The 24406-nt window shown below is 71.0% G+C and carries 22 protein-coding genes; 15 read left to right on the forward strand and 7 right to left on the reverse strand.

What is annotated here, in order from left to right:
* Positions 1-17: 17 nt before the first annotated feature.
* Together gdhA and ACP15J_RS08010 are read right to left on the reverse strand one after the other, a co-directional pair.
* Positions 18-1394: an NADP-specific glutamate dehydrogenase gene (gene gdhA / locus ACP15J_RS08005; protein WP_424936482.1), complete on the reverse strand. Its 1377-nt coding sequence runs from the start codon at positions 1392-1394 to the stop codon at positions 18-20.
* A gap of 87 nt (positions 1395-1481) precedes the next feature.
* On the reverse strand, positions 1482-4079 hold the full coding sequence (locus ACP15J_RS08010) for a phosphoenolpyruvate carboxylase (protein WP_424980916.1): 2598 nt from the start codon (positions 4077-4079) through the stop codon (positions 1482-1484).
* A gap of 151 nt (positions 4080-4230) precedes the next feature.
* Here ACP15J_RS08010 and nhaA point away from each other — a divergent pair, with 151 nt between their 5' ends.
* The 4 genes from nhaA to ACP15J_RS08030 all read left to right on the forward strand — a co-directional run bounded on the left by nhaA (position 4231) and on the right by ACP15J_RS08030 (position 8303).
* Entirely contained in the window at positions 4231-5397 is a 1167-nt protein-coding gene (gene nhaA, locus ACP15J_RS08015; protein WP_424936484.1) for a Na+/H+ antiporter NhaA, read from the forward strand.
* On the forward strand, positions 5394-6062 hold the full coding sequence (locus ACP15J_RS08020) for a MazG family protein (protein WP_424936485.1): 669 nt from the start codon (positions 5394-5396) through the stop codon (positions 6060-6062). Before nhaA ends, ACP15J_RS08020 begins: the two co-directional genes overlap by 4 nt.
* Before the next feature lie 63 nt (positions 6063-6125).
* Positions 6126-7400, forward strand: a complete 1275-nt coding sequence (locus ACP15J_RS08025) for a histidine--tRNA ligase (RefSeq protein ID WP_424980917.1) — start codon at positions 6126-6128, stop codon at positions 7398-7400.
* A gap of 60 nt (positions 7401-7460) precedes the next feature.
* A complete protein-coding gene (locus ACP15J_RS08030) occupies positions 7461-8303 on the forward strand; it encodes an SGNH/GDSL hydrolase family protein (protein ID WP_424936487.1) in 843 nt (280 codons plus the stop codon).
* Here the strand turns inward: ACP15J_RS08030 and ACP15J_RS08035 are convergent.
* Positions 8266-8802, reverse strand: coding sequence for a VOC family protein (locus tag ACP15J_RS08035; RefSeq protein ID WP_424936488.1), 537 nt, complete (start codon positions 8800-8802; stop codon positions 8266-8268). The two genes, ACP15J_RS08030 and ACP15J_RS08035, sit on opposite strands and share 38 nt — an antisense overlap.
* A gap of 74 nt (positions 8803-8876) precedes the next feature.
* Between ACP15J_RS08035 and ACP15J_RS08040 the strand changes: the two genes are divergently transcribed.
* Positions 8877-9653, forward strand: a complete 777-nt coding sequence (locus ACP15J_RS08040; RefSeq protein WP_424936489.1) for a helix-turn-helix domain-containing protein — start codon at positions 8877-8879, stop codon at positions 9651-9653.
* On the opposite strand, the gene ACP15J_RS08045 is transcribed toward ACP15J_RS08040, so the two are convergent.
* The 3 genes from ACP15J_RS08045 to ACP15J_RS08055 all read right to left on the reverse strand — a co-directional run bounded on the left by ACP15J_RS08045 (position 9619) and on the right by ACP15J_RS08055 (position 13165).
* Positions 9619-10872, reverse strand: coding sequence for an APC family permease (locus ACP15J_RS08045; RefSeq protein WP_424936490.1), 1254 nt, complete (start codon positions 10870-10872; stop codon positions 9619-9621). The genes ACP15J_RS08040 and ACP15J_RS08045 overlap by 35 nt on opposite strands.
* A gap of 45 nt (positions 10873-10917) precedes the next feature.
* Positions 10918-12555 (reverse strand): CocE/NonD family hydrolase, encoded by a 1638-nt coding sequence (locus tag ACP15J_RS08050; protein WP_424936491.1) that lies wholly within the window; start codon positions 12553-12555, stop codon positions 10918-10920.
* A 142-nt stretch (positions 12556-12697) separates the two neighbouring features.
* Positions 12698-13165 (reverse strand): DUF4442 domain-containing protein, encoded by a 468-nt coding sequence (locus tag ACP15J_RS08055; protein ID WP_424936492.1) that lies wholly within the window; start codon positions 13163-13165, stop codon positions 12698-12700.
* A 108-nt stretch (positions 13166-13273) separates the two neighbouring features.
* On the opposite strand from ACP15J_RS08055, the gene ACP15J_RS08060 reads away from it, so the two are divergent.
* From ACP15J_RS08060 to ACP15J_RS08070, 3 genes are read left to right on the forward strand one after another with little or no spacing between them, the layout of a single operon-like run.
* On the forward strand, positions 13274-13624 hold the full coding sequence (locus tag ACP15J_RS08060) for a GntR family transcriptional regulator (RefSeq protein WP_424936493.1): 351 nt from the start codon (positions 13274-13276) through the stop codon (positions 13622-13624).
* A complete protein-coding gene (locus tag ACP15J_RS08065; protein ID WP_424936494.1) occupies positions 13621-14736 on the forward strand; it encodes a DUF1648 domain-containing protein in 1116 nt (371 codons plus the stop codon). Before ACP15J_RS08060 ends, ACP15J_RS08065 begins: the two co-directional genes overlap by 4 nt.
* Positions 14733-15707 (forward strand): lysostaphin resistance A-like protein, encoded by a 975-nt coding sequence (locus ACP15J_RS08070; protein WP_424936495.1) that lies wholly within the window; start codon positions 14733-14735, stop codon positions 15705-15707. The genes ACP15J_RS08065 and ACP15J_RS08070 overlap by 4 nt, the downstream gene beginning before the upstream one ends.
* A 65-nt stretch (positions 15708-15772) precedes the next feature.
* On the opposite strand, the gene ACP15J_RS08075 is transcribed toward ACP15J_RS08070, so the two are convergent.
* Positions 15773-16144: a Dabb family protein gene (locus tag ACP15J_RS08075; RefSeq protein WP_424936496.1), complete on the reverse strand. Its 372-nt coding sequence runs from the start codon at positions 16142-16144 to the stop codon at positions 15773-15775.
* A 254-nt stretch (positions 16145-16398) separates the two neighbouring features.
* On the opposite strand from ACP15J_RS08075, the gene ACP15J_RS08080 reads away from it, so the two are divergent.
* The 7 genes from ACP15J_RS08080 (at position 16399) to ACP15J_RS08110 (ending at position 24228) form a co-directional block, all read left to right on the forward strand.
* On the forward strand, positions 16399-18081 hold the full coding sequence (locus ACP15J_RS08080) for an NAD-dependent malic enzyme (RefSeq protein WP_424936497.1): 1683 nt from the start codon (positions 16399-16401) through the stop codon (positions 18079-18081).
* Positions 18075-19520 (forward strand): class II fumarate hydratase, encoded by a 1446-nt coding sequence (gene fumC / locus ACP15J_RS08085; protein WP_424936498.1) that lies wholly within the window; start codon positions 18075-18077, stop codon positions 19518-19520. The genes ACP15J_RS08080 and fumC overlap by 7 nt, the downstream gene beginning before the upstream one ends.
* Before the next feature lie 64 nt (positions 19521-19584).
* On the forward strand, positions 19585-20253 hold the full coding sequence (locus tag ACP15J_RS08090; RefSeq protein WP_424936499.1) for an O-methyltransferase: 669 nt from the start codon (positions 19585-19587) through the stop codon (positions 20251-20253).
* 105 nt (positions 20254-20358) lie between these two features.
* Positions 20359-21639: a phosphopyruvate hydratase gene (eno, locus tag ACP15J_RS08095; RefSeq protein ID WP_424936500.1), complete on the forward strand. Its 1281-nt coding sequence runs from the start codon at positions 20359-20361 to the stop codon at positions 21637-21639.
* A gap of 45 nt (positions 21640-21684) precedes the next feature.
* On the forward strand, positions 21685-22218 hold the full coding sequence (locus ACP15J_RS08100) for an FtsB family cell division protein (RefSeq protein WP_424936501.1): 534 nt from the start codon (positions 21685-21687) through the stop codon (positions 22216-22218).
* 95 nt (positions 22219-22313) lie between these two features.
* On the forward strand, positions 22314-22853 hold the full coding sequence (locus tag ACP15J_RS08105) for a DUF501 domain-containing protein (protein WP_424936502.1): 540 nt from the start codon (positions 22314-22316) through the stop codon (positions 22851-22853).
* A 10-nt stretch (positions 22854-22863) separates the two neighbouring features.
* Entirely contained in the window at positions 22864-24228 is a 1365-nt protein-coding gene (locus tag ACP15J_RS08110) for a S8 family serine peptidase (protein ID WP_424936503.1), read from the forward strand.
* Positions 24229-24406 lie beyond the last annotated feature (178 nt).

Consider the following 24406-nt stretch of genomic DNA (forward strand, 5'->3'; position numbering starts at 1 on the left):
CGATCTCGAAGGTCAGGTCAGATGACGCCCTGCGCGAGCATCGCCCCGGCGACGCGCTCGAACGCCGCGCAGTTCGCACCCACCACGTAGTCGCCGGGAGCGTCGTAGCGCTCGGCGGCGTAGAACGCGGCGTGGTGGACGTCGGCCATGATCTCGCGCAGCCTCTGCTCGCTCTCGGCGAAGCCCCACCGCTGACGGGCGGCGTTCTGGCTCATCTCCAGTGCCGAGGTCGCCACGCCACCGGCGTTCGCGGCCTTGCCAGGGGCGAACAGCACGCCGGCGCGCTGGAACACCTCGACGGCCTCGGGCACGCAGGGCATGTTCGCACCTTCGGCGACAGCACGGACGCCACCGGCGACGAGCGCCCTCGCAGACTCCTCGCTCAGCTCGTTCTGCGTCGCGGACGGGATCGCGATGTCGACCGGGACCTCCCAGACGTTCCCACCCTCGACGAAGCGGGCACCGGGACGCCGCGCGGCATATTCGACGATGCGTCCGCGCTCGACCTCCTTGATCTGACGGAGAAGGGCCAGGTCGATCCCGGCGTCGTCGCGGACGTAGCCGGACGAGTCGGACGCCGTCACCGCACGCGCTCCGAGCTGCTGCGCCTTCTCGATCGCGTAGATCGCGACGTTCCCCGACCCCGAGACCGCCACGCGCTTGCCCTCGAGGGATTCCCCGTGCACGTCGAGCATCTCCTGCACGAAGAACACGGCGCCATAGCCGGTGGCCTCCGTGCGCACCTGCGCGCCGCCCCAGCCGATCCCCTTGCCGGTGAGGATCCCCGACTCGTGACGGTTGGTGATCTTGCGGTACATGCCGAACAGGTAGCCGATCTCACGACCGCCGACGCCGATGTCGCCCGCGGGGACGTCGGTGTGCTCGCCGATGTGCCGGTACAGCTCGTTCATGAACGACTGGCAGAAGCGCATGACCTCCGCGTCGGACCTGCCGTGCGGGTCGAAGTCGGATCCGCCCTTGCCTCCGCCGATGCCCTGGCCGGTGAGCGCGTTCTTGAAGATCTGCTCGAAGCCGAGGAACTTGATGATCGACAGGTTGACCGACGGATGGAAGCGCAGCCCGCCCTTGTAGGGGCCGAGAACCGAGGAGAACTGGATCCGATAGCCGCGGTTGACCTGCAGACGCCCGGCGTCGTCGATCCACGGCACGCGGAACATGATCTGTCGCTCCGGCTCGACCAGGCGCTCCAGCACGCCGTTCTCCCCGAGCTCCGGGTGCTTCTCGAGCACCGGGGCGATCGAGTGCAGCACCTCGTGCACGGCCTGGTGGAACTCCGGCTCGTGCGGACTGCGCGCCTGCACGGTGTCGAAGACGGGCTGCACGGCGGGGGCGAGCGGGTGGAACTCAGGGGCGATCGTAGAGGTCTCGGTCACGCGAGGACTTTCTGGACGAGGAGACGAGGGGAGCGATCGTGTCGCGGGGGAGCCGGATGCGGCGCGAGGTTTCACTCTAGCGCGGCCTCAGCCGGTGTTCTGCAGCCCGGCGGCGACCCCGCTCACGGAGAGCAGGAGCAGTCGCTGGAGATCCGGCGGGGTCGGCGCCGTCTCGTCCGCGGCCGCCGCGCGCAGACCGCGCAGCGCGCGCAGCTGCAGCAGCGAGAGCGCGTCGACGTAGGGGCTGCGCATCTTCACTGCCCGCTGCAGCACCGGTTTGTCCTCCAGGAGCTCGGATCCGCCGGTGAGGCGGATCACCCAGGTGCGGGTGAGCTCCAGTTCTTCCAGGACGAGCGCGGCGAGCTCGGGGCGGTCGCCCAGGTCGAGGTAGCGGCGCGCGATTCGGAGGTCGGTCTTGGCCAGGCTCATCGCGACGTTGTCGATCATCGTGTGCAGAAGAGGCCAGTCGCGATACGCCGCACGCAGCACCTCCTCGTCGCCGACCGCCTCCAGGGCGGTGCCGAGGCCGAACCAGCCGGCCAGGTTGATCCGCGCCTGGGTCCACGCGAAGACCCACGGGATCGCACGGAGGTCCTCAAGCGACTCGACCGACAGGCCACGGCGCGCGGGCCGGGAGCCGAGCGCGAGCAGGCCGATCTCCTCGAGCGGGGTCACGGTCGCGAACCAGGGCGCGAACCCGTCGGCGCGCACGAGCGAGAAGAAACGCTCCCGGGAGGCCGCGTCCATGGCCGCCGCGACGTCCGCGAAGCGCGCGGCGGCCTCGCTCGTACGGCGCTCGACCTCGGGGGAAGAAGCGAGGAGCGTCGCTGCCGCGACCTGGTCGATGTGGCGCATCGCGATCGCCGGCTCGCCGTACCGGGCGAAGATCACCTCTCCCTGCTCCGTGAGCTTGAACCGGCCGTCGACCGAGTGCGGCGGCTGGGCGAGGATGGCCGAGTTCGCGGGTCCTCCGCCGCGGCCCAGCGCGCCGCCGCGGCCGTGGAAGAGGGTCAGCTCGATCCCGGAGTCCCGTGCCCAGCGCGCGATCTCGGCCTGGGCCTCGTAGAGCGCGAGGTTGGCGGCGACCGGTCCGACGTCCTTCGAGGAGTCGGAGTACCCGAGCATGACCTCCAGGCGTCGGCCGGTCTGGGCGAGGCGGGAGGCGAACTCGGGATGCGTCACGACCTCGGCGAGGATGCCGGGGGCGGCCTGGAGGTCGGCGAAGGTCTCGAAGAGCGGGACCACGTCGAGCACCGGGCCGCCGCCGTCCGGGAAGGCGCGGCGGGCGAGCCGGTGGACGTTCACGAGGTCCTCCGCGGACCGGGTGAAGGAGACGACGTAGCGGCCCGCCGCGCGCGGTCCCCGCTCGCGCTGGATGTCGGCGATCGCGCGGAAGACCTCGAGCACCTCCTCGGTCTCCGCGCTCAACGCCCCGCCGGCCTCCAGCTCGGCGAGCGCCCGCGCGTGCACCTGCGAGTGCTGGCGGACCTCGAGCTCGGCGAGGTGGAACCCGTAGGTCTCCACCTGCCAGACGAGGTGCTGGACGCCGCCGAAGGCGTGGCGCAGGGCGCCGGCCGCCCGGAGCGACTCCTGGACGACGCGCAGATCCGCGAGCAGATCGTCGGGGCCGGCGTAGCCGTGATCCTCGCCCTGACGGGTGGCGGCGATGCGACGGGCCAGGAGCAGCAGCACGCGGCGGTGCGGCTCGTCGGGCGAGCGCTTGGCGATCTCCGCGGCCGCCGCCGGGTCGTCCTCGCTCAGACCCGCCCATAGGCGCATCAGCTCGTCGCTGGGCGGGGTGTCCCCGGCATCGAGGGTGAGCGTGCGCCCGATCCGCTCGAACGCACGCTCCAGGCCGCGGAGCACATGGTCCGCGGCGATCGCTGCGGCCTCTCGGGTCACCGTCGCGGTGACGAAGGGATTGCCGTCGCGGTCTCCGCCCACCCAGGAGCCGATCCGCACGAACGCCGGCGCCAGCGGTGCGGAGCTGCCGGACTCCTCGCCGCGCAGCTCGTCGTCGATCCGGCGGTAGACGTGGGGGACCGTGGTGAACAGCGTCTCGTCGAAGACGCTCATGACGGTGCGAACCTCGTCGGCGGGCGCTGGCTTCTCGGCGCGGAGCGGAGCGGTGCGCCAGAGGGTGTCGATCTCCTCCAGCATCCGGCGGCGGGCGCGGTGCTCCTCCGCGCCGCCGGTGCTCGCGGCGTCGTGCTGCACGAGCAGGGCGGCGAGACGGCGGATGCTCGACGACACCGCCCGGCGGCGGGCCTCGGTGGGATGGGCGGTGAAGACGGGATGGAAGCGGAGCGCGCTCAGCCTGCGACGAGCCTCCTCCTCGCCGACCTCGTCGCGGAGACGGGAGAAGGCGGCGGCCACCGTGTCGGCGGCGTCCTCGCGGCCGGGGCGTCCGGCGCGCTCGCGGAGCACGCGGACACGCTGATGCTCTTCGGCGAGGTTCACGAGATGGAAATAGGCGGTGAAGGCACGGGCGACCTCGTCCGCCCGTTCGACCGTGAAGGAGTCGGCGATCTCGACCGCCCGCTCGAAGGCATCGGAGCTCTCGTCCGTGTACGCCTGGATCGTGGCGGTCCGCAGACGCTCGACGTCCTCGAAGAGGCCTTCGCCGCCGTACTCGCGGAGCACCTGGCCGAGCAGGGCGCCGAGCATCCGGACGTCGGCGCGCATCTCGTCGGGGATCCCTCTCCCGGCCTCGAAACGGCCGACGAGGGCGATGGCCTCGGTGGTGGTGGGTTCGGGGGTCACGGTTCGAGGGTAATGCGCCCGCGGCGTGCCCTCGAACCCGCAGGCGGGGCAGGGCGGACATACGATGGACACGATGTCTTCCCGTCTGCGGCTTCTCCGCTCCCAGCAGTTTCCGGCCATCCTCCTTCTCACGGTCGCGGGGCTCGGGCTCCTGCTCGCCAACACTCCGGCCCACGACGGTATCGCCGGCCTGCTGGAGACGCACCTGGCGGTGCCCGGCACGGCGCTCGACCTGTCGATCGAGCATTGGATCTCCGACGGGCTCCTGGCGGTCTTCTTCTTCGTCGTCGCGCTCGAGCTCCAGTACGAGCTGACGCGGGGGGACCTCAACAGCGCACGCAAGGCGGTGCAGCCCGCGATCGCGGCCGCCGGCGGGATCCTGGTGCCGATCGCGCTTTACCTCCTCATCGCGGGCGGCCCCGAGACGAGCAGCGGATGGCCGATCCCGACGGCGACCGACATCGCCTTCGCTCTGGGCGTTCTCGCGGTCTTCGGCCGGGGAATCCCGTCGGCCGTTCGGGTGTTCCTGCTCGCCCTTGCCATTCTCGATGACATCGTGGGGATCGTCTTCATCGCGGTGGTCTTCGCGAAGGACCTGAACCTGGGTCTGCTCGCCCTCGGCGTCGTCGCCGTGATCGTGTTCGGTGTGCTGAGCCGACTGCTGCGCGGTCCGGCACGGCTGCCGGTGGGGATCCTCATGGTCGTGGTCGGACTGGTCGCCTGGGGGCTCGTGGCGTCCTCCGGCGTGCATGCGACGATCGCCGGTGTGATGCTGGGCCTCGTGATGGCGCCGCGGCCGGCTGACGCGGCGCGGCATGTGCTGGAACCCTGGGTCAACGCGATCGTGTTGCCGCTGTTCGCCTTCGTCGCCGCCTTCGTCGTGATCCCGCAGGTGTCGCCGACCGAGCTCTCGCCGGCTTTCTGGGGTATCGTCATCGCCCTTCCGGTCGGCAAGGTCCTCGGGATCGCAGGGTTCGGCTGGGTCGCGATGCGCATCCGCCCCCGCGGTGCACCGGCGGCCATCCCCTTCCCTGACCTTCTCGCCGCAGGAGCCCTCGGCGGCATCGGGTTCACCGTGTCGCTCCTGCTCGCGAACCTCGCCTTCGCAGGCGAGCTCGCTCTCCGCGATCAGGCGATCCTCGGCGTGCTCGTCGGATCCCTCGTCGCGCTCGCCCTGGCGGCGCTCCTCGTGTCCGCGCGGGCACGGGGCTACCGTCGCGCCGCCCAGGACGCCGCATGAGCGCGGTCGGCAAGGGGACCGATCCGCGGGATCCGCTCCGCGCGGCCGCCGAGACGATGCGGGACGTGCGCGACCGATGTGCATGGTCGCAGCGGATGACGCACCGCGGGCTTGTGCCGTATCTGGTGGAGGAGTCCTACGAGCTCATCGACGCGGTCGAGACCGACGACAGAGCCGGGCTCCGTGAAGAGCTGGGCGACCTCCTCTGGCAGGTGCTCTTCCACGCGGCGATCGCTGCGGAAGACCCGGACGAACCCTTCGACGTCGACGACGTCGCCCGCGCCGTCACCGAGAAGATGCGGCGTCGTCATCCGCATGTCTTCGGCGACGCCGTGGCGACGACGCCGGAAGAGGTGCTCGTTCACTGGAACGCGGCGAAGGCCGCGGAGAAGAGCACACGGCGGAGCGTGCTCGACGGTGTCCCTCGGGGGATGCCGGCGCTCGCGCTCGCGCAGAAGCTCTTGGGCAGGGCAGACGGTGTCGGCGTCGGGATCCCGGCTTCCTCGCCGGGTGAGGCGCCGTCGGCGCCGGCGTCCGAGGCGGAGCTGGGAGACGCGCTCCTCGCCCTCGTCGCCCGGGCACGGGGGGCCGGATGGGACGCGGAGCGGGCGCTCCGCGAGCGGGTGCGTGCGCTCGAGGACGAGGTGCGCACGGCCGAGGGCTGAGGCGGAGCGTGTCGCGCGACCTGGGATGATGGATGCGTGGCCACCGTGAACCCTCCGCGCGGGATGCGCGATTTCCTTCCTGCCGACAAGGCGCGCCGGGAGCGCGTGCTCGCCGTGATCCGGGAGCGGTATCGGGCGCATGGCTTCGACGAGATCGAGACCCCCGTGGTCGAGGAGTACGACCGTCTGCATGCGGGGATCGGCGGCGACAACGAGAAGCTCTCCTACGCGATCCTGCGGCGAGGTCTCGACGCCGACGCGATCCGTGCGGCCGCGGACCAGCCCGCCGGGCTGTCCGACCTCGGGCTCCGTTACGACCTCACCGTCCCGCTCGCCCGGTTCTACGCGAGCAACCGCGGGCAGCTGCCCGGTGTGTTCCGCTCGATCCAGATCGGCCCGGTCTGGAGGGCGGAGCGCCCGCAGAAGGGGCGTTACCGCCAGTTCGTCCAGTGCGACATCGACGTGATCGGGGATGACTCCGCGCGGGCCGAGGCCGAGCTCGTCGTGGCATCGCTCGACACGATCGACGCCCTCGGGCTCGACGGCGGCACGGTCCGTGTGAACGACCGGCGCGCCCTGGACTGGATGCTCGACTCCTTCGGCTTCGCCGGCCCCGAGCGTCCCGGCGTGCTCATCACCATCGACAAGCTCGACAAGATCGGCTCGCAGGGCATCGTCGCCGAGCTCCGTGACCGTGGGGCGACGGTAGCGGCGGTCGACGCCTTCGAGGCGTTCCTGCGCCGCCCTCGGACCACCGAGTACCACCCGTACGGGGAGCGGCAGATCCGTGCGGCGCTGCCCGAGGGTGCGCCGGACGACGTCATCGCCCACCTCGTCGGACTCGGGGAGGCCGTCGCGGCGGCCCGCCCCGCGGCCGACGGCGCCGATCCCGTGCCGTTGGCCTTCGATCCCTTCCTCGTCAGGGGCATGGGCTATTACACCGGCACGATCCTCGAGCTCGCGCACCCCTCGGTCGACTACTCGCTCGGCGGTGGCGGGCGATACGACGGCATGATCGGCCGTTTCCTGGGGCAGGACGTGCCCGCGGTCGGGTTCTCGATCGGCTTCGAGCGGATCGTCGACCTCGTCGCCGACCGTGAGCGGGACGCCGCTTCGGCCGTGGTGCTCGTGCATGATGCCGACGTGCCGGTCGCCGAGCTCCTCGCGCACAAGGCCGCCCTGCTGGCGACCGGCGGCGTGGGTCGCGTGCGCCTGGAGCAGCGGACGAAGAACCTGAAGGCGCTCCTGGAGCGTGCGTCCGCCGACGGGTACACCACCTTCGCTTCGGTGCGGGCGGGCGACGCCGTCGGCGCCGTGGAGCTGCGCCCGCTCGGCTGAGTGGCCCGTCCGCCATCTCGCGGTCATTCGCCGTTCATCCGATCAGGGTGGGATCGGCGCATGGCTCGTGCACGCGGGAGGCTCCCGGCCGCCAGAGCGACGGCGCTGAGCGTCACCGTCGTGGCGATGGCGGTGACGACGGTCGGTGCGCTGCGACTCACCCTTGTCCGTCAGGCCGCCCTCGCCCGGCGCCGGATCGGAAAGCCCCTCGGTGAGGACGCCGTCGACGCCGACCGGGTGTGGCGGCGACGACTCGACGGCGCACCGCTCGATCTGCTGCTGCTGGGCGACTCCCTCGCCGCCGGGCTCGGGGTCGAACGGCGGAAGGACACTCTCGGCGGTCGTCTGGCCCGATCCGTGGCGCGTCGGCTGCGCAGACCGGTGCGTCTGCGCACGGCGGCGGTCGTCGGCTCCGAGTCGCCCGACCTCGAGGCGCAGCTCGATGCACTGCCCCGTCGCTACCGCCCCGAGGTCGCGGTGATCGTCGTCGGCGGCAACGACGTGACCCATCGGATCCCGACCACGGTCTCGGTTCGTCATCTGGACGCGGCGATCGCGCGGCTGCGGCGATGCGGTGCCGAGGTGGTCGTGGGGACCTGCCCCGATCTCGGCGCGCTGCGTCCGGTGCCTCAGCCGCTGCGCCATCTCGCGTCCCGGATCTCGCGGCGTCTCGCCGAGGCCCAGGCGAAGGCCGCGGCAGCGGCTGGCGCCGAGCCGGTGGACCTGCATCGCGCGGTCGGACCGTTGTTCGCGCAGGAACCGGACGAGATGTTCAGCCGCGACCGCTTCCATCCGAGCGCGCTCGGCTACCGGCGCACCGCGGAGGCTCTGCTCCCCGCGGTCGTGCGCGGAGCAGAGCGGGCCCTCAGGCGTCGGGGGCGACCTCGGTCGGCGGCTGCGTGAAGGCGGCCGCCCACTCGGCGACCCTTCGTGCGCTCTCCTCGGGGGAGAGGTCCTCGACGCGGGTCATGATCGACCACCGGACGCCGAAGGGGTCGCGAATGCTCGCGTACCGATCGCCGGAGACGAAGGTCGAGGGCTCCTCCCGCACGGTGGCGCCCGCCGCGACCGCACGTGCCACCAGCGCGTCGACGTCGGAGACGTACAGACCGAGCGAGTAGCAGTCCTCCCCGCCGGCGGGTGCAGGGACGAGGCGGTACTCCGGGCTCGGCTCGCCCAGCTGGAGCAGGCCGAGGCCGAAATCGAGATCGGCGTGCGCGACGACACCGCCGAACTCCGTCACATCGACGACGCGGGCGCCGAAGACGTCGCGGTAGAAGGCGATCGCCTCCGCGGCGCGAGGGATAGCGAGAAACGGGGTGAGGGAGGTCGCCGTGTTCGGGCGGCCCTCCGTCGTGTGCACGCCGGTCACGCCGGTCGTGGGGGTCTCGTTCGTGGTCATGACCTCACGGTATGGATGTGCTGTCGCCCACGGCTTGAAGATCCGCGACACCTTGCGGTCCTACGCTGGTGCACATGGTGAACCCCGCGCGTGGCGTGCTGTATCCGGACCGGCTCCCCGCGTTCCACCGTCTCCCCGCCCCGCCCAGCGCCGAGGAACTGGTGGACTGGATCTGGATCCCGGAGTGGAAGATCGAGCCAGGCGGAACCTCGCGGCAGGAGGTCGTCGCCTATCCCGCGCTCAACCTCGTGGTCGAGCGGGACGGGGTCTCGATCATCGGGGCGACGACGCGGCTCAGCCACCGTGATCTCGTCGGCAGCGGATGGGCGGTCGGCGCGCTCCTGCGCCCCGCCGCCGTCATCGCCCTCGTCCCCGATCCCGCAGCCCTTCGCGACGGCGCCCGCCAGCTGGACGCCCCTGGACTGCTCGACGCGGTCCGGTCCGCGATGGCGACAGGCGAGGGGCGTCGGGAGCGTGCCGCGTCGGCGCTCGCCGCCTGGCTGTCGCGACGCGTGGGCCCTGTTCCCGAGCCCGCCAGGCAGGCGAACGCCATGGCGGACCTCCTCATGGGCGACCCTTCGGTGCGCGATCCGGAGGCTGCTGCCGCGCGGCTCTCCGTCTCGGTGCGAACGCTGCAGCGGATGGCCCACCGGGCGGTCGGCCTGCCGCCCGCGGCGATGATCCGGCGTCGGCGCCTGCAGGAGGCCGCGGCGCTTGTGAGAGAGGGCCATGATGTGGATCTCGCGACGATCGCCGCAGATCTCGGCTACGCCGATCACGCCCATCTGACGAACGACTTCCGCGCGGTCCTCGGGTTCACGCCGTCGGCGTACCGCGCCGGCCCGCGCTGAGTCGAAGGCGGACGACGCGGAGGAGCAGACCTGCGGCGAGGACCGCGACCCCGACCGCCGAGGACGTGGGCGGCAGGGTGAGGACGAGGAGGAGGCATCCTGCCGTTCCGCCGGCGGCGGTCGCGCGACGGCGCAGCGATCCGGATCGGTACCGGGAGAACGCCGCGAGGTTGGCCACGGCGTAGTAGAGCAGCACGCCGAACGACGAGAAGCCGATGACGCCGTGCAGGTCGGTGAGCAGGACGACGAGGGCGACGATGCCGCCGGCGGTGAGCTGGGCGCGACGCGGCACCCGATGCACGGGATCGATACGGGCGAGAAGGCGGGGGAGATCGGACTCCCGCGCCATCGCGAGCGTCGTGCGACCGATGCCGCCGAGGAGGGCGAGCAGGGCGCCGAGAGACGCGGTGGCCGCGGCGATCCGCACCGCCGTGTCCGCCCACGGGCCCCAGCCGGCCACGGCCACGACGTCCGCGAGCGGCGAGGCGGAGGAGGTGACGTCACCGCCGAGGGCCAGTGCGACGGCGCCTCCGACGAGAAGGTAGGCGCCCAGCGCGCCGCCGAGCGAGATCGCGATCGCACGGGGAATGGTGGTCGCCGGTTCTCGGACCTCCTCGCCCATCGTGGCGATTCTGGCGTAGCCGGCGAAGGCGAAGAACAGCAGTCCTGCACCCTGGAGCACTCCGTACGCCGTCGGGTCGGGGAGCGGGGCGGGAGCGGCCGCGGGAAGCGCGACCCCCGCGGCGATCACCACGAGCGCGAGACCGAGGATCGTGATCACGACCAGAGCCTGCGTCGCTCGCGCCGTGCGGGTCACACCGAGACAGGTCACGACGGTGAGCGCGACGACCGCCAGCGCGGCGACCAGAGAACGGAAGGGAGGCGGAGCGACGTAGGCGGCGAACGTCATCGCCATCGCCGCACAGCTCGCCAGCTTGCCGATCACGAAGCACCAGCCCGCGGCGTACCCCCACCATGGTCCGAGCTCCGCGCGGCCGAAGGCGTAGGCGCCGCCCGAGACCGGATGGGTGGCGGCGAGCCAGGCGGAGGAGGAGGCGTTGCAGAACGCGACGACCGCCGCGACGCCGAGGGCGATCCAGAGGCCTGCTCCTGCAGCGTCCACGGCCGGTCCCCACACGGCGAAGACACCGGCGCCCATCATCGCCCCGAGACCGATGGCCACCGCGTCCGGGAGCGTCAGCCGGCGTGCGAGGGACATCCCCTCATCATGCCCCGCTTCGGTGAACGGCGGGTGTCCGGCGCCTCAGGTCGTGCGGGGACGAGGAAGGCGCAGAAGCAGCGGGGTGTCGGCGCCGAGGAAGACGGTCTGCTCGCTGGGGATCAGACGCCCGAAGTCCCGGATCGGGTCCTCGGTGCCCGGGTTGCGGAGAAAGAGCGGGTGGGCTCCCGAGGAGACCTGGAGGCGTAGTCGTGATCCACGGCCGAACCGGTGGGCGATCGGCGCGAGTACGATCCGCACTCGCCGTCTCGTTCCGGGCGCGGCGTCCGGACCGAGACGGAGGTAGCCGTCGGTGATCATCCGAGACACGTCATGGGTGTCGACCTCGCACAGGCGGACGAACACGTCCACGCGGGGATTGGACGAGGCGATCTCAAGATCGACGACGGGGGATCCCATGATCAGCTCGTCGTCGTCGAGCCGCGCGGTGGTGAACGTCAGGACGTCGTCGCGGCGTTCCCTGACCTCCTGCCGGCGGCGCCCCGCCGAGAACGGGTTGAGCGTGCGTCCGCCGGCACTGGGCGTGGGGTCGGCGGGGTCGTAGCGATACGTCGCCGTCCCCGCGGGGCGAACCCGCCCGTGATGCTCCAGCGTGCCGTCCGCCTCGGCCTCCCAGACCTCGGACGTCGCCGGCGGCGGCCATTCGGCGAGATCCTGCCAGCCGCCGCCTCCGGTGACCTCGACGCGCACGGCGGGCCCGGCCATCGGGTCGTCGAAGCCGCGAAGCGCCTCGCCCGCGCCGACGGCCAGCGTCTCCGGTGCGCCGTGCCGCCAGTCGCCTACGATCAGGCGCACTGGCACCCCTGCCTCTCGCAGCGCGGCGTAGTCGTCGAGCTGTCCTTCCAGGAAGAGGTCCTGCCAGCCGGCGAGCAGCACGGTCGGCGGGATCGTCGCCGGGTCCTGCGCGAAGCGCAGAGGCGTCCACCACGGATCGCCCGCGTCACTGTGCTCGATCCAGTCGCGGAAGAACGGCGGGTCTCCGGCGCGGGCGCGGACGACGGCCTCCGCGGGAGGGAGAGCGAAGGACGCGCGGCGCAGGCGACCATACGACAGCAGCATCCGCCAGAGGCGGGACACCGCAGGGTGCTCCTGCAGGTCGAGCGCGTAGGCCCAGGCGAGGAGGGTCTCCATCCCGAAGCCGCCGCCGCGGTAGAGGATCGCGTCGTCGAAGGAGCGTGCCGAGACGGCGACGCCGAGGGCATCCGGACGCTGGTCCTCCTCGCACATCGCCCACTGGGTGACGCCGAAGTAGCTGCCGCCCCACGTGTGCACCGGGCCGGTGGCCCACGGTTGGGCGCGCAGCCAGCGCAGGGCCGCTCGTCCGTCGGCGGCCTCGTTGTGCAGCGGGTCGAAGGTCCCCTCCGACCCGAAGGTGCCGCGGCAGCTCTGAACCACGACGTGGTGTCCGCGCTCTGCGAAGAACAGGGCGGCGCCGGCGATGCTCTCGCGACCGTACGGCGTCCGGACGAAGAGCGTGGTGCCGCCCGCTCCCTCCGCGCTCCAATGGTCGGTGAGGAGGGCGTTCCCCGACCCGCCCGGAACGCGGAGGCCTCGCTCCACGGTCACGCCGCTATGCGTGGGAGGGGGCATCCCGGGGGTGCGGGTGAGCAGGCGATGCTCGCGGCGGGCGGCGCGGCTCAGCCGCGGCGTCGATCCGCTCATCGTCCTCCCTCGGTCAGATCGCCGCGATCGCGGCAGTCGGCGTCGCCGGCGTGCAGATGCCGCGCTCTCGACGGGAAAGCCTAGTCACGCCGCCGATGGCCTTCCTGGGCCGCGGGGGAGGGGTCTGCCGTCAGAGGGGTGGTCATCGCCCCTCTGTCACCCGCTTCTTCTCGCGGACGTACACCTCGCGGCGGACCCTTGCGACCACGTCGCCGCCCCGATCGGTGATCTCGGTCTCGAACCACTCCAGGACCTTCGCGCCTCCGCGGGCGCGCTCGCGCACAGCCTCGGCCCGCTCCCGGGGGACGTGGAACTCCGCGGTGAGCACACCACGGCCCGGTTTCAGGAACTCGATCTCGCCCCGGGTGTCCCAGACCACGTAGTCGCGCCCGAGCTGGTGCATCAGGAGCATGAAGAAGTACGGATCGGTCATCGCCGACATGGACCCGCCGAACGCGGTCTTCACGTAGTTGCGGGTGAAGAGGTTCACGTGGAGCTCCACGGTCGCGTGCGTCCAGTCCTGACTGAACCGGCGGACGCGGATGCCGCTGAACAGGTGGGGGAGCCACAGGCTCATGCCGACGGCGAGACGGCGGGGCGTGATGCGCATGAGGTCAGTGTGGACCGGACCACCGCCGAGGGCGAACCGGATGGAGGGTGGCGACAATAGTTCTATTTGAGTTAGAATTATTGACTAAGGACAGGTGAGGAGGTGACGATGCTGATCCGGGTCGATCCGGGGGCCGCCCGCCCCATCTACGAGCAGATCGCCGCATCTGTCCGCACCGACATCGCCGCCGGGCGGCTGCGCCCGGGCGATCGTCTCCCGCCCGCCCGGGAGGTGGCCGCGGCGGTGGACGTCAACGTGCACACCGTCCTGCGCGCCTACCAGCAGCTCCGCGATGACGGGCTCATCGATCTGCGTCGCGGCCGTGGGGCGATCGTCGCGGCGTCGGCGGCCCCGCTCGCCGAGCTCTCGCACGAGATCCGTGCCCTCGTGGCTCACGCCGCCCGCCTCGGTCTCTCGCCCGCCGCCCTCGCCGCTCTCGTGAAGGAGACGACGCCATGACGATCTCGAACGCCATGACGGCATCGATCGCGGAGATCCACCGCGCCAGAACGCTCTTCCGATGGGTCGGGCTGTATCTGCCGCTCGTCCTGCTCCTCGGAGCGCTCGTGACCGTCGCGATCTGGCTCCCGCGACTGCCGGATCCCGCAGCGATGCACTGGGGGCGGAACGGCGCGGACGGGTTCGGCCCTCGGTGGACCGCGCTGGGCCCGCCGTTGCTGGGCATCGCCGTCGTGCTCCTCATCGGCCTGCTCGCCCTGTCTGCGCACCGGCTGCCCGGTGCGGGAACCGCGCAGAACCGGGGCGGTGTGGTGACCGATCGCGAGGGCGTGCCGCGATGGTCGGTCACGGCGCGCTTCCTCGGGGCGATGAACCTCGGCCTGGCCGGTCTCCTGTCCTTCCTGGCGATCGTCGCCGCGGGGGTTCAGCTCGGCCTCGTGGACGCCCGGCAGGCTCCCGACATCGGGCCATGGATGCTCCTGGGGGCCGCCCTCGCGGTCGTGCTCGTCGTGGCGGGCTGGCTCCTCCAGCCGCGGGTGGACTCTGTCGCGGACGTCGCGACGCCCGCCGAGCCCGCGCCCCTCGGGGACGACGAGCGCGTCGCCTGGATCGGCACCGCGACGATCGGCCGGGCAGGGGCGTGGGTGCTGGGGCCGCTCCTGCTCGTGACCTTCGCGCTCGCGGTGGCCTTGGCCGCGACCGGCGGGCCGATGGCGTGGGTGTTCCTCCTCGTCATCGTCCTGGTCTCGGTGGTCGCGGCGGTCAGCTCCGTCTTCCATGTCCGGGTGTCGTCGGGCGGGCTCTCGGTGCGCTCGCTGGCCGGCTGGCCGCGGATCCGCATCCCGGCCGACGAGATCGACGCCGTGGGAGTGGTTCCCGTCGCGCCGATGGCCGACTTCGGCGGCTGGGGCTGGCGGATCGGTCTCGACGGACGGATGGGCGTGGTCCTCCGGGCCGGCGATGCGCTGCAGGTGCGCCGCCGGGCGGGGCGGACGATCGTGGTGACGGTCGACGACGCGGATCAGGCCGCGAGCGTCCTCGCCGCGGTGGTGGCGCGTCGTCGCAGGGAAGGATCCGGGGACTCTCGGACGATCGAAGGAGATTCGGAATGACGGAGACGAACGCGTCTGCGGGAACTCGGCCGAACGGTGTGCCCTGGGCCGCGGTGGTCCTCTATGTCGTCCTGGCGTGCGGTCTCGCCTGGCTGGTCGCCCTGCCGCTGTGGCTGGGCGACGGCCTTCGCGAGCCCTTCGCGCCGCTCTTGCTGCCCGTGATGATGTACACGCCCGCCGTGGCCACGATGCTCGTCGTGCTGATCCTCCGCGTGCCGGCGCGTGGCGAGCGGCTGCGGTTCCTGGGCATGTGGCCGCTGCGGCCGGCGAAGCGCGTGGTGTGGATGTGTGTGCTGGGCCTTCTCGCTCCGGTCGTGCTCGTCTTCGCCGCGGTGCTCGTCGCAGGCGCGTTCGGCTGGATCCGGCTCGACCTTCTCGGCTTCTCCGGCTTCGAGGAGGTGTTGCGCGCGCAAGTGCCGGAGGGGACGCCGCTCCCGCCCGCGGGGCTGCTGATCGGTGCGCAGCTCGTGTCGATCCCGATCGCCGCGGCGACCGTGAACGCGCTCGCCGCCTTCGGCGAGGAGCTCGGCTGGCGGGGGTTCCTTCTCCCCGCGCTGCGCCCGCTCGGCACGGCGACCGCGCTTCTCCTCCACGGCGTTGTCTGGGGGCTGTGGCACGCGCCGATCATCCTCCTCGGCTACAACTTCAACCGCCCGGACCTCGTCGGAGTGCTGCTGATGACGGGTGGCTGCATCGCCTGGGGCGTTCTTCTCGGGTGGCTGCGGCTCCGTTCGGGCTCTGTGTGGCCAGCCGTCTTCGCCCACGGTGCGCTGAACGCGTCGGCGGGGATGTTCGTCTGGTTCTACGCGGCCGGCACCACGACTGACCTGGCATTATCGGGCGCGCTGGGCGTCGCCGGCTGGATCGTCTGCGCTGTGGTGATCGCGGCGCTCGCCCTGAGCGGGCAGTTCCGCCGGCAGCCTGGGCTCCGCCCGTCCCCGGAGATCACGACCGGTCGGCCGCGACCCTAGCGGCCGGTCGCACGGGCGTCGTCGCTGGGTGAGAATGCGCAGACACTCCTCTCGTGAGCGTCACGTCAATGGAGGACGGAGGAGCCGACGCCATCGGCGGTCACCGAGTCCAGCACGATCAGCCGCTCCCAGTTGGAATTGCTCTGAGCGATGAACTGACGATGTCGGTCTGACGTCTGATATTCGTCGTGTGCGGCCGCGTTCTCCCAGACGAAATGGAAGGAGACGGTGAAGGCGGTGTAGTTCTGCAGATAAGGAACCTGCTGGTGCCGGACGAGCCCGGTCGCCAGCACTGCTGCGCTGAACCCGATCTGTCCAGGGTGACCGGTGAGCAGCCGGCGTCCGAGCTGCAGCTGCCTCTCGACCGCGTCGGAGCCGGTGTCCTTCATCAGGATGTAGATGCTGTGGCGGATCGTGCCTCGCTCTTCCGACGCCATCGATGTCTCCTTGCTCCTTCGCGTCCTGGTCGACGCCTCGGTCTCGGTGATCCTTGGTTATCACGGAGCATGCGGTTCGCAGACGCCCGTGCGGAACATCTCGGCTTTCGGCACGGTTTTCTCCCCGAACCACGGAGCAATGTCACGGCTATGGCGTCGTTCGCAAGGCCGGACAGAATGTCTCCGATTCGCATTCAAAAGAGAAACCCTGGGTTGACCGTGAAAAACAGGTTCCTAGACTCTGGGTCGACCGCGTGAATGCGCGGAGGAAGAGGGGGACGATGGATCGCGCCCAGCAGATCTTGAAGGATTCGGCAGTCAATCGGGGCCCGGCGTTCGATGAGGAGACCCGTAAGAGGCTCGGTATCGTCGGCCGGCTGCCCTCCGCCGTCGAGGACCTGGGCACGCAGGTGGCCCGGAGCCTGCGTCAGCTGAAGCAGCTTCCGGACGATCTCGCACGGTACATCTATCTGGACGCGCTGCACGACCGGAACGAGACCCTGTACTACCGGCTGCTGGTGGACCATCTCCCGGAGCTTCTGCCGATCGTCTACGACCCCACGATCGGCGACGCCATCATGGAGTGGTCGCACGACTACCGGATCTCCCGGGCGGTGTACCTCTCGATCGACCGTCCCGAGGACATCGAGGAGTCCTTCGCCTCGCTCGAGCTCGGCCCGGACGACGTCGACCTCGTCGCGGTGTCCGACGCGGAGCAGATCCTCGGCATCGGCGACTGGGGCGTGAACGGGACCGACATCGCCGTGGGCAAGCTGGCGATCTACTCGGCGGCGGCCGGGATCGACCCTCGTCGGGTCATCGCCGTGAACCTCGACGTCGGAACCGACAACGAGACCCTGCTCAACGATCCGCTGTATCTCGGGAACCGCCACGCGCGTGTCCGCGGCGCGGAGTACGACGCCTTCATCGACAGGTACCTGGCGACCGTCGCCAGGCTCTTTCCTCAGGCGCTCCTGCATTTCGAGGACTTCGGCGCGTCGAACGCGCGCCGCATCCTCTCGGAGAACACGGACCGCTATCGGATCTTCAACGACGACATGCAGGGTACGGGAGCGATCGTCCTTGCCGCCGTGATCTCCGGCCTTCGGATCACAGGCCAGCGGTTCGCCGATCAGCGTCTGGTGGTCTTCGGCGCGGGAACCGCGGGGACGGGCATGGCGGATCAGATCTGCGCCGCGATGAAGCGGGACGGCCTCTCCGACGACGAGGCGCGGCGCCGCGTCTGGCTCATCGACAGGAACGGGCTGGTCATGGACGACATGGCGGACCTGCCTCCCTACCAGCAGCCCTATGCGCGCTCCGCCGCAGATGTCGACGGATGGGGCTCGGGACCGTTCGACCTTCTCACTGTCGTCACACGGGTCAAGCCGACGATCCTCCTCGGCACGTCGACCGTCCGTGGGGCCTTCACGAAGGAGGTCGTCGAGGCCCTCGCCGCGGGGACGCCGACTCCCATCCTCCTGCCGTTGTCGAACCCGACGAGCCGCATCGAGGTGATGCCGGAGCAGGCGATCGCCTGGTCGGGCGGCCGGGCGCTGGTCGCCTCCGGCATTCCCGTCGAGCCGGTCGAGTTCGAGGGCAGCCGCTACGAGATCGGGCAGGCGAACAACGCGCTCCTGTTCCCCGGTCTCGGGCTGGGGGTGATCGTGTCCGGCGCAAGGCATGTCACGGACGGGATGCTCTCCGCCGCCGCAGAGGCGGTCGCAGGGCGGGTCGACGTCAGCCGTCGTGGCGCGGCCCTGCTTCCGCCGGTACAGGATCTCCGCGCCGTCTCGGCGACCGTGGCGGTGGCCGTCGCGAAGGCGGCCGCGTCCGACGGGGTCGCCACTCGTGAGCACGACGACCTCGTGCAAGCCGTCCAGGATGCGATGTGGCTGCCCGTCTACCAGAAGCCGGAGGCGTGGGGCGGATGGTGATACCGAAGATCCGCGACATCCCGATCGGCATCGATGCGCGCGGCGCCCGACAGGAGTTCGACAGCATGGGCGCCGTCGAGGTGCCGGCGGACAGATACTGGGGTGCGCAGACCCAGCGCTCGCTCGTCCACTTCTCCATCGGTCACGATCGCATGCCGAAGGAGGTCTACCACGCGTACGGCCTCGTCAAGAAGGTCGCGGCCATCGTCAACGAGCGCACGGGGCGCCTCCCGGCATGGAAGGCGAGGGCGATCATCCGCGCGGCGGAGGAGACCAGCCGAGGCGAGCTCGACGAGCACTATCCGCTCTACGTCTGGCAGACGGGCTCAGGCACCCAGAGCAACATGAACGTCAACGAGGTGATCGCGAACAGGGCGATCCAGCTGCTGGGCGGGCGGCTCGGCTCGCAGAGCCCTGTCGCCCCGAACGACGACGTCAACATGGGGCAGTCCAGCAACGACACCTTCCCCACGGCGATGCACATCGCCTCGCTCCAGATGATCGACGATCGGCTCCTCCCACAGCTCGCGAAGCTGCGGGAGACGCTCCACCGGAAGTCCGAGGAGTGGATGAGCGTGGTCAAGATCGGGCGCACGCACCTCGAGGACGCCGTGCCGCTCACCGTGGGGCAGGAGTGGTCCGGGTACGCGGCGCAGCTGGACGCCTGCGCCGCTGAGCTGGACCACGCGCGTCGAAGCCTGCAAGAGCTGGCGATGGGCGGCACGGCGGTCGGCACAGGCCTGAACGCCCCGGAGGGTTTCGGAGCCGCCGTCGCCCGTGAGCTCTCGGAGCTGACCGGCACGGCCTACGCGACCGCGCCGAACAAGTTCGCGGCATTGGGCTCCCTCGACGCCATGGTGCGGGCCCATGCCGCCCTGCGGGGCATCGCCGTGGCCGCGATGAAGATCGCGAACGACATGAGATGGCTGGCCTCGGGGCCGAGGAGCGGGATCGGAGAGCTCCTGCTGCCTCAGAACGAGCCCGGCTCCTCGATCATGCCGGGGAAGGTCAATCCGACGCAGTGCGAGGCGATGGTGATGATCTCCATCCAGGTGATCGGCAACGACACCGCCGTCGCCTTCGCAGGCTCGCAGGGAAACTTCGAGCTCAACGCGATGCGCCCGCTGATCATCAACTCCTTCCTTCACTCGGCCGAGATCCTCGCCGACGGGATCGACAGGTTCCTGCGCTACTCGGTAGCCGACACGGCGCTGAACCAGGAGGTCATCGGCGGCCATGTCGAGCGCAGCCTCATGCTCGTCACCGCGCTGAGCCCGGAGATCGGCTACCGGCGGGCCGCGCGCATCGCCGAGCAGGCCCTGGCGAAGAACCTGTCGCTCCGCGATGCCGCCATCGCCAGCGGCCTGGTCACCGCTGAGCAGTTCGACCGGGTCGTGGATCCGACGAGGATGACGGGGACGGGCCTCGCCGGCGCCTAACGTGAGGCCCGTCCCCGGCGCGACGACGGTTGACGGCGACGTCGTGGACGGATTTGCTGGGAGCATGGCCGAACCGACACCGCAGAGCTGGCGCGCCGCCGACGACTACCTTGCCGACATCCTCGTCGGCCACGATCCCGCGCTGGAGGCCGCGCTCGCCGCGCAGGCCGCCGCAGGACTGCCGGCGATCGAGGTCGCCCCGGTCAGCGGGAAGCTGCTGAGCCTCCTCGTCCGCATCGCCGGCGCGCGGCGGGTGCTCGAGATCGGCACTCTCGGCGGATACTCGACGATCTGGCTGGCGCGCGCGGTCGGCGACGGGGGACGCGTCGTCACGATCGAGGCGGAGCCGGGGAACGCCGCCGTCGCGCGGTCCAGCATCGACGTGGCGGGGGTGGCGGATCGGGTGGAGATCCGGGTCGGCCGTGGCGCAGATGTGCTGCCCGGGCTCGTCGGGGAGGAGCCGTTCGACCTCGTGTTCATCGACGCGGACAAAGAGTCGAACACCCTGTATCTCGACTGGGCGGCGCGCCTGGGGCGGCCAGGAACCGTCATCGTGCTCGACAACGTCGGACGCGAGGGAGAGATCGTGGACGGGACGTCGACCGATCCCAAGGTCGTCGGCACCAGAGCCGGGCTGCGGATGCTGGGCGAGGACCCGCGGTTCGACGCGACCGCCCTGCAGACCGTCGGCGTGAAGGGCTGGGACGGCGTGGCGCTCGCCCTGGTCGTCTGATCGTCGGCATGACGGGTCGGCCTCTTCGCGCGACGGGCGCTCGCTAGACTGAGAGCGGACCGACGCCGCTCCACCTTCCCTTCCCTTTGAGCAAGGAGCACACCCGTGGCACTGATCGAGGCTGTAGGCGCACGCGAGATCCTGGACTCGCGCGGCAACCCGACCGTCGAGGTGGAGGTGCTCCTCGATGACGGCATCGTGCAGCGCGCCGCCGTCCCCTCCGGAGCATCGACCGGTGCCTTCGAGGCGTACGAGCTCCGCGACGGCGACAAGGGCCGCTACGGGGGCAAGGGCGTGCTGAAGGCGGTCGAGGCCGTGATCGACGAGCTGGGCCCGGCGATCGAGGGCGTCGAGGCGAGTGAGCAGCGCGTCATCGACGAGATCCTCGTCGAGGTCGACGGCACGGACAACAAGAAGCGAGTCGGCGCCAACGCCATCCTGGGCGTGAGCCTGGCAGTCGCCAAGGCCGCGGCCGACTCGGCCGACCTCCCGCTGTTCCGCTACCTGGGCGGTCCTCACGCGCATGTCCTGCCGGTTCCGCTCTTCAACGTCATCAACGGCGGAGAGCACGCTGACAACGGCATCGACATGCAGGAGTTCTTCCTCGCGCCGATCGGAGCGGACACTTACGCGGAATCGCTCCGCTGGGGCGTGGAGACCTATCACGTCCTCAAGGCCGAGCTCAAGGCCGCCGGCTACGCGACTGGCCTCGGCGACGAGGGCGGGTTCGCTCCCGACCTTCCCAGCAACCGTGAGGGGCTGGACTTCCTCGTCAAAGCGATCGAGAAGGCCGGCTTCACCCCTGGCGCCGACATCGCACTCGGTCTCGACGTCGCGGCCACCGAGTTCTTCCGCGACGGGGTCTACCGTCTCGACGACAAGGACTGGGACGCCGCCGCCCTCACCGAGTACTACGTCGGCCTGGTGAACGACTACCCGATCGTCACGATCGAGGACGCCCTCGCCGAGGACGACTGGGACAACTGGAAGGCGCTGACCGATGCGCTCGGCAGCAAGGTCCAGCTCGTCGGCGACGACCTCTTCGTGACCAACCCGGCGCGCCTCGCCGACGGCATCGCGCGCGGCGTCGCGAACTCGCTCCTGGTCAAGGTCAACCAGATCGGCACGCTCTCCGAGACCCTCGACGCGGTGAGCCTCGCACAGCGCTCCGGGTACACCGCGATGCTCTCGCACCGTTCCGGGGAGACCGAGGACACCACGATCGCCGACCTCGTCGTGGCGACCAACGCCGGCCAGATCAAGGCCGGTGCGCCTGCCCGCAGCGAGCGGGTCGCGAAGTACAATCAGCTTCTGCGCATCGAGGAGGAGCTGGGTGACGCCGCGGTGTTCGCCGGGCGTTCCGCCTTCCCGCGCTTCAAAGGCTGACCAGGGGTTCCTGCGCAGCGACGCGACCTGAGCGAAGGGGGAGTCATGGCACGACGGCCGGCTCCCCCTTCGTCGTCCTCACGGCAGGACCGTGTGACCGCGACGCCACCCGCCGTGACGGAGCAGCAGGGCGATCGGCGCTCTGTCGACGTCCGAGGATGGGTCGGCGGCATCCGGCTCTCCGGGTTCATGGCCATCATGCTCTCCCTCGTCGTCCTCGGAGCCTGGGTGCTGGTGCCTACCTTCGGCACCTACCTCGAGCAACGGCAGAAGATCGCGGCGTTGGAGCAGTCCGCGAAGGTGACGTCCGACAAGATCGCGGAGCTCAAGCAGCAACGGGAGCGTTGGAAGGATCCGGCGTTCATCACCACGCAGGCCAGGGAACGTCTGTTCTACGCCAAGCCGGGTGAGGTGCTCTACCTGGTCGACAACGATCTGGATCCCGCGCTCGTCCCTCCGGAGCAGGCCTCGGTGAGCGACAAGGTCCAGGAGAAGCCCTCGGACTGGATGCCGCAGCTGTTGCGGAGCCTCACCTTCGCAGGGCTCGCCCAGCCGGTGACCGACGCGCCGTCCGGTTGAGCCGCCGCCTCCTCGAGACGGGACGCGGCCCGTCTCGAGGAGGCGTCCAGCGCGGCCTCGGGCGCTCGTACAGGCGCGTCCCTTACGCTGGAGCGGTGACCACGCCCCCCTACGCTCCGCCCACGGACGCCGAGCTCGACGTCGTCTCCGTGCAGCTCGGTCGCGCAGCCCGTGGTGTGGTCGGCATCGCGGCGCGGTGCGTCTGCGGGAACCCGACCGTGGTCGCAACGAACCCGCGTCTGCCCGACGGCACGCCCTTTCCGACCTTCTACTACCTCACTCACCCCGCGGCGACCGCTGCGATGTCGACGCTCGAGGCGACCCAGGTGATGCCGGAGCTCGCCGCGCTCCTCGACGACGCGGAGACCTCGGGGTCCTATCGGAGGGCGCACGAGGCGTATCTCGCTGACCGGGCGCGCTTCGGGGAGGTCGCCGAGATCGACGGCGTCTCAGCCGGAGGGATGCCGACGCGGGTGAAGTGCCTGCACGCGCTCGCCGGCCATGCGCTGGCGGCGGGGCCGGGCGTCAACCCCATCGGCGACGAGGCGCTGCGCCGCTCGTGGTGGTCCCCGGAGAAGTGCGAATGCGCGCAGCCCGGTGCCGCCGCCCGGCCGGGGGCCGCGGAGGCGGAATGAGCGGGGCGTCGTGACGGCGGTCGATAGCGCGCGCTCGCTCCGCTCCGGGCTGCGCATCGTCGCGGGAGCGGTGGCGGTCGCGGCGTCGGCGCTGCTGATCGCGGCGAGCCCGACACCCGGCCCGAGCCCGAGCACGGATCCGGTGCAGGCAGCCGAGTATTGGCTCGACGGGGCGCGCGTGCGTGATGCCTGGGCGGTCACCCGGGGCGCGGGCGTGACCGTCGCGGTTATCGACACCGGCGTCGCCAAGGGGCCGGCCTTCGACGCGGCGGTGACGGACGGGACGGACGTCTCCCAGCTCGGGAGTCCGGATGGACGGACGCCGATCGGACCGATAGACCCCGAGCACGGGTCTCTCGTCGCCTCACTCGTGGCAGGACGACCCGGACCGAACGGAGCCGGGATGATCGGCGTCGCGCCCGAGGCGAACCTGCTCGCCATCTCGGTCGGGTTCGGCGCGTCCGCGCCGGTCCCGTTCGCCAAACAGGTCGCGGACGCGATGGTGTGGGCGGTCGACCACGGCGCGAAGGTCATCAACCTCTCCTTCACCACCAACACGCTGGACTGGGATCGGAGTTGGGACGATGCCTTCCTCTACGCCTTCCAGCACGACGTGGTCGTGGTCGTCGCGGCGGGGAACCGAGGGAGCGGAACCACCTCGGTCGGGGCTCCGGCCACGATCCCCGGTGTGCTGACCGTCGCCGGAGTGGACCAGCACGGCGTGGCGAGCCGGTCGGCTTCGACCCAGGGGATCACGATCGGGGTGTCCGCTCCGAGCGAGGGGCTCCTCGGAGTCGCCCCCGACGGGCAGGTGATCCGGTGGGACGGCACCAGCGGCGCGGCCCCGATCGTCGCGGGCATCGCCGCCCTCGTCCGCTCGGCCCATCCCGATCTCGACGCCGCGAACGTGATCAACCGGATCATCCGCACGGCGAAGCCCGCGCCGTCGGCCGGCACGGCGGCGCCGGATCCGCTGCTCTACGGCTCGGGCATCGTCGACGCCGCCGCCGCGGTCTCCGGCACGGTGCCGTCGGTGTCCGAGAACCCCATGGGAAGCCTCGAATCCTGGGTGAAGCTGTACCGGCGGTCGGCGCCGACGCCGGCGCCGACCGAGACATCCGCGCCCTACACGGTGCCGCCGCTTCCGCCCGCGGAGTCCGCCGCCGAAGCCGGGTCGGCTTTCATCCCGTCACGGGAGACACTGCTGTACGGGACGCTGCCGCTCATCGCCGCGACCTCCGCAGGGGTGCTCATCGCTCTCGCCGCGAGCGCCGCCGTGCGCCGCATCCGCATCGGTGCTCGTCCTGCACCTGTCTCCTCGGAAGCGCGGCCACGGGAGGGGAGGGGAAGCGGCACGGCGTCGCCCTCCGCCTGATCGATCCCCAGCGGGCGCACATCGCCGTGAGATACCCTGCCGCTCGCTGAGGTCACGGTCCCTGGTAGTCTGGTTCCGCTTGGCGTCACCGCAGCTGCCCGGCGCATCCGAATCGGCGCGCGCCCGACGCACGCCAATACCCTGACGACGAGGAGCAGTCCCCCCGTGGCGAAGAATC

The sequence above is a fragment of the Microbacterium sp. S308A+ genome (assembly GCF_049800815.1).
Lineage (GTDB): Bacteria > Actinomycetota > Actinomycetes > Actinomycetales > Microbacteriaceae > Microbacterium.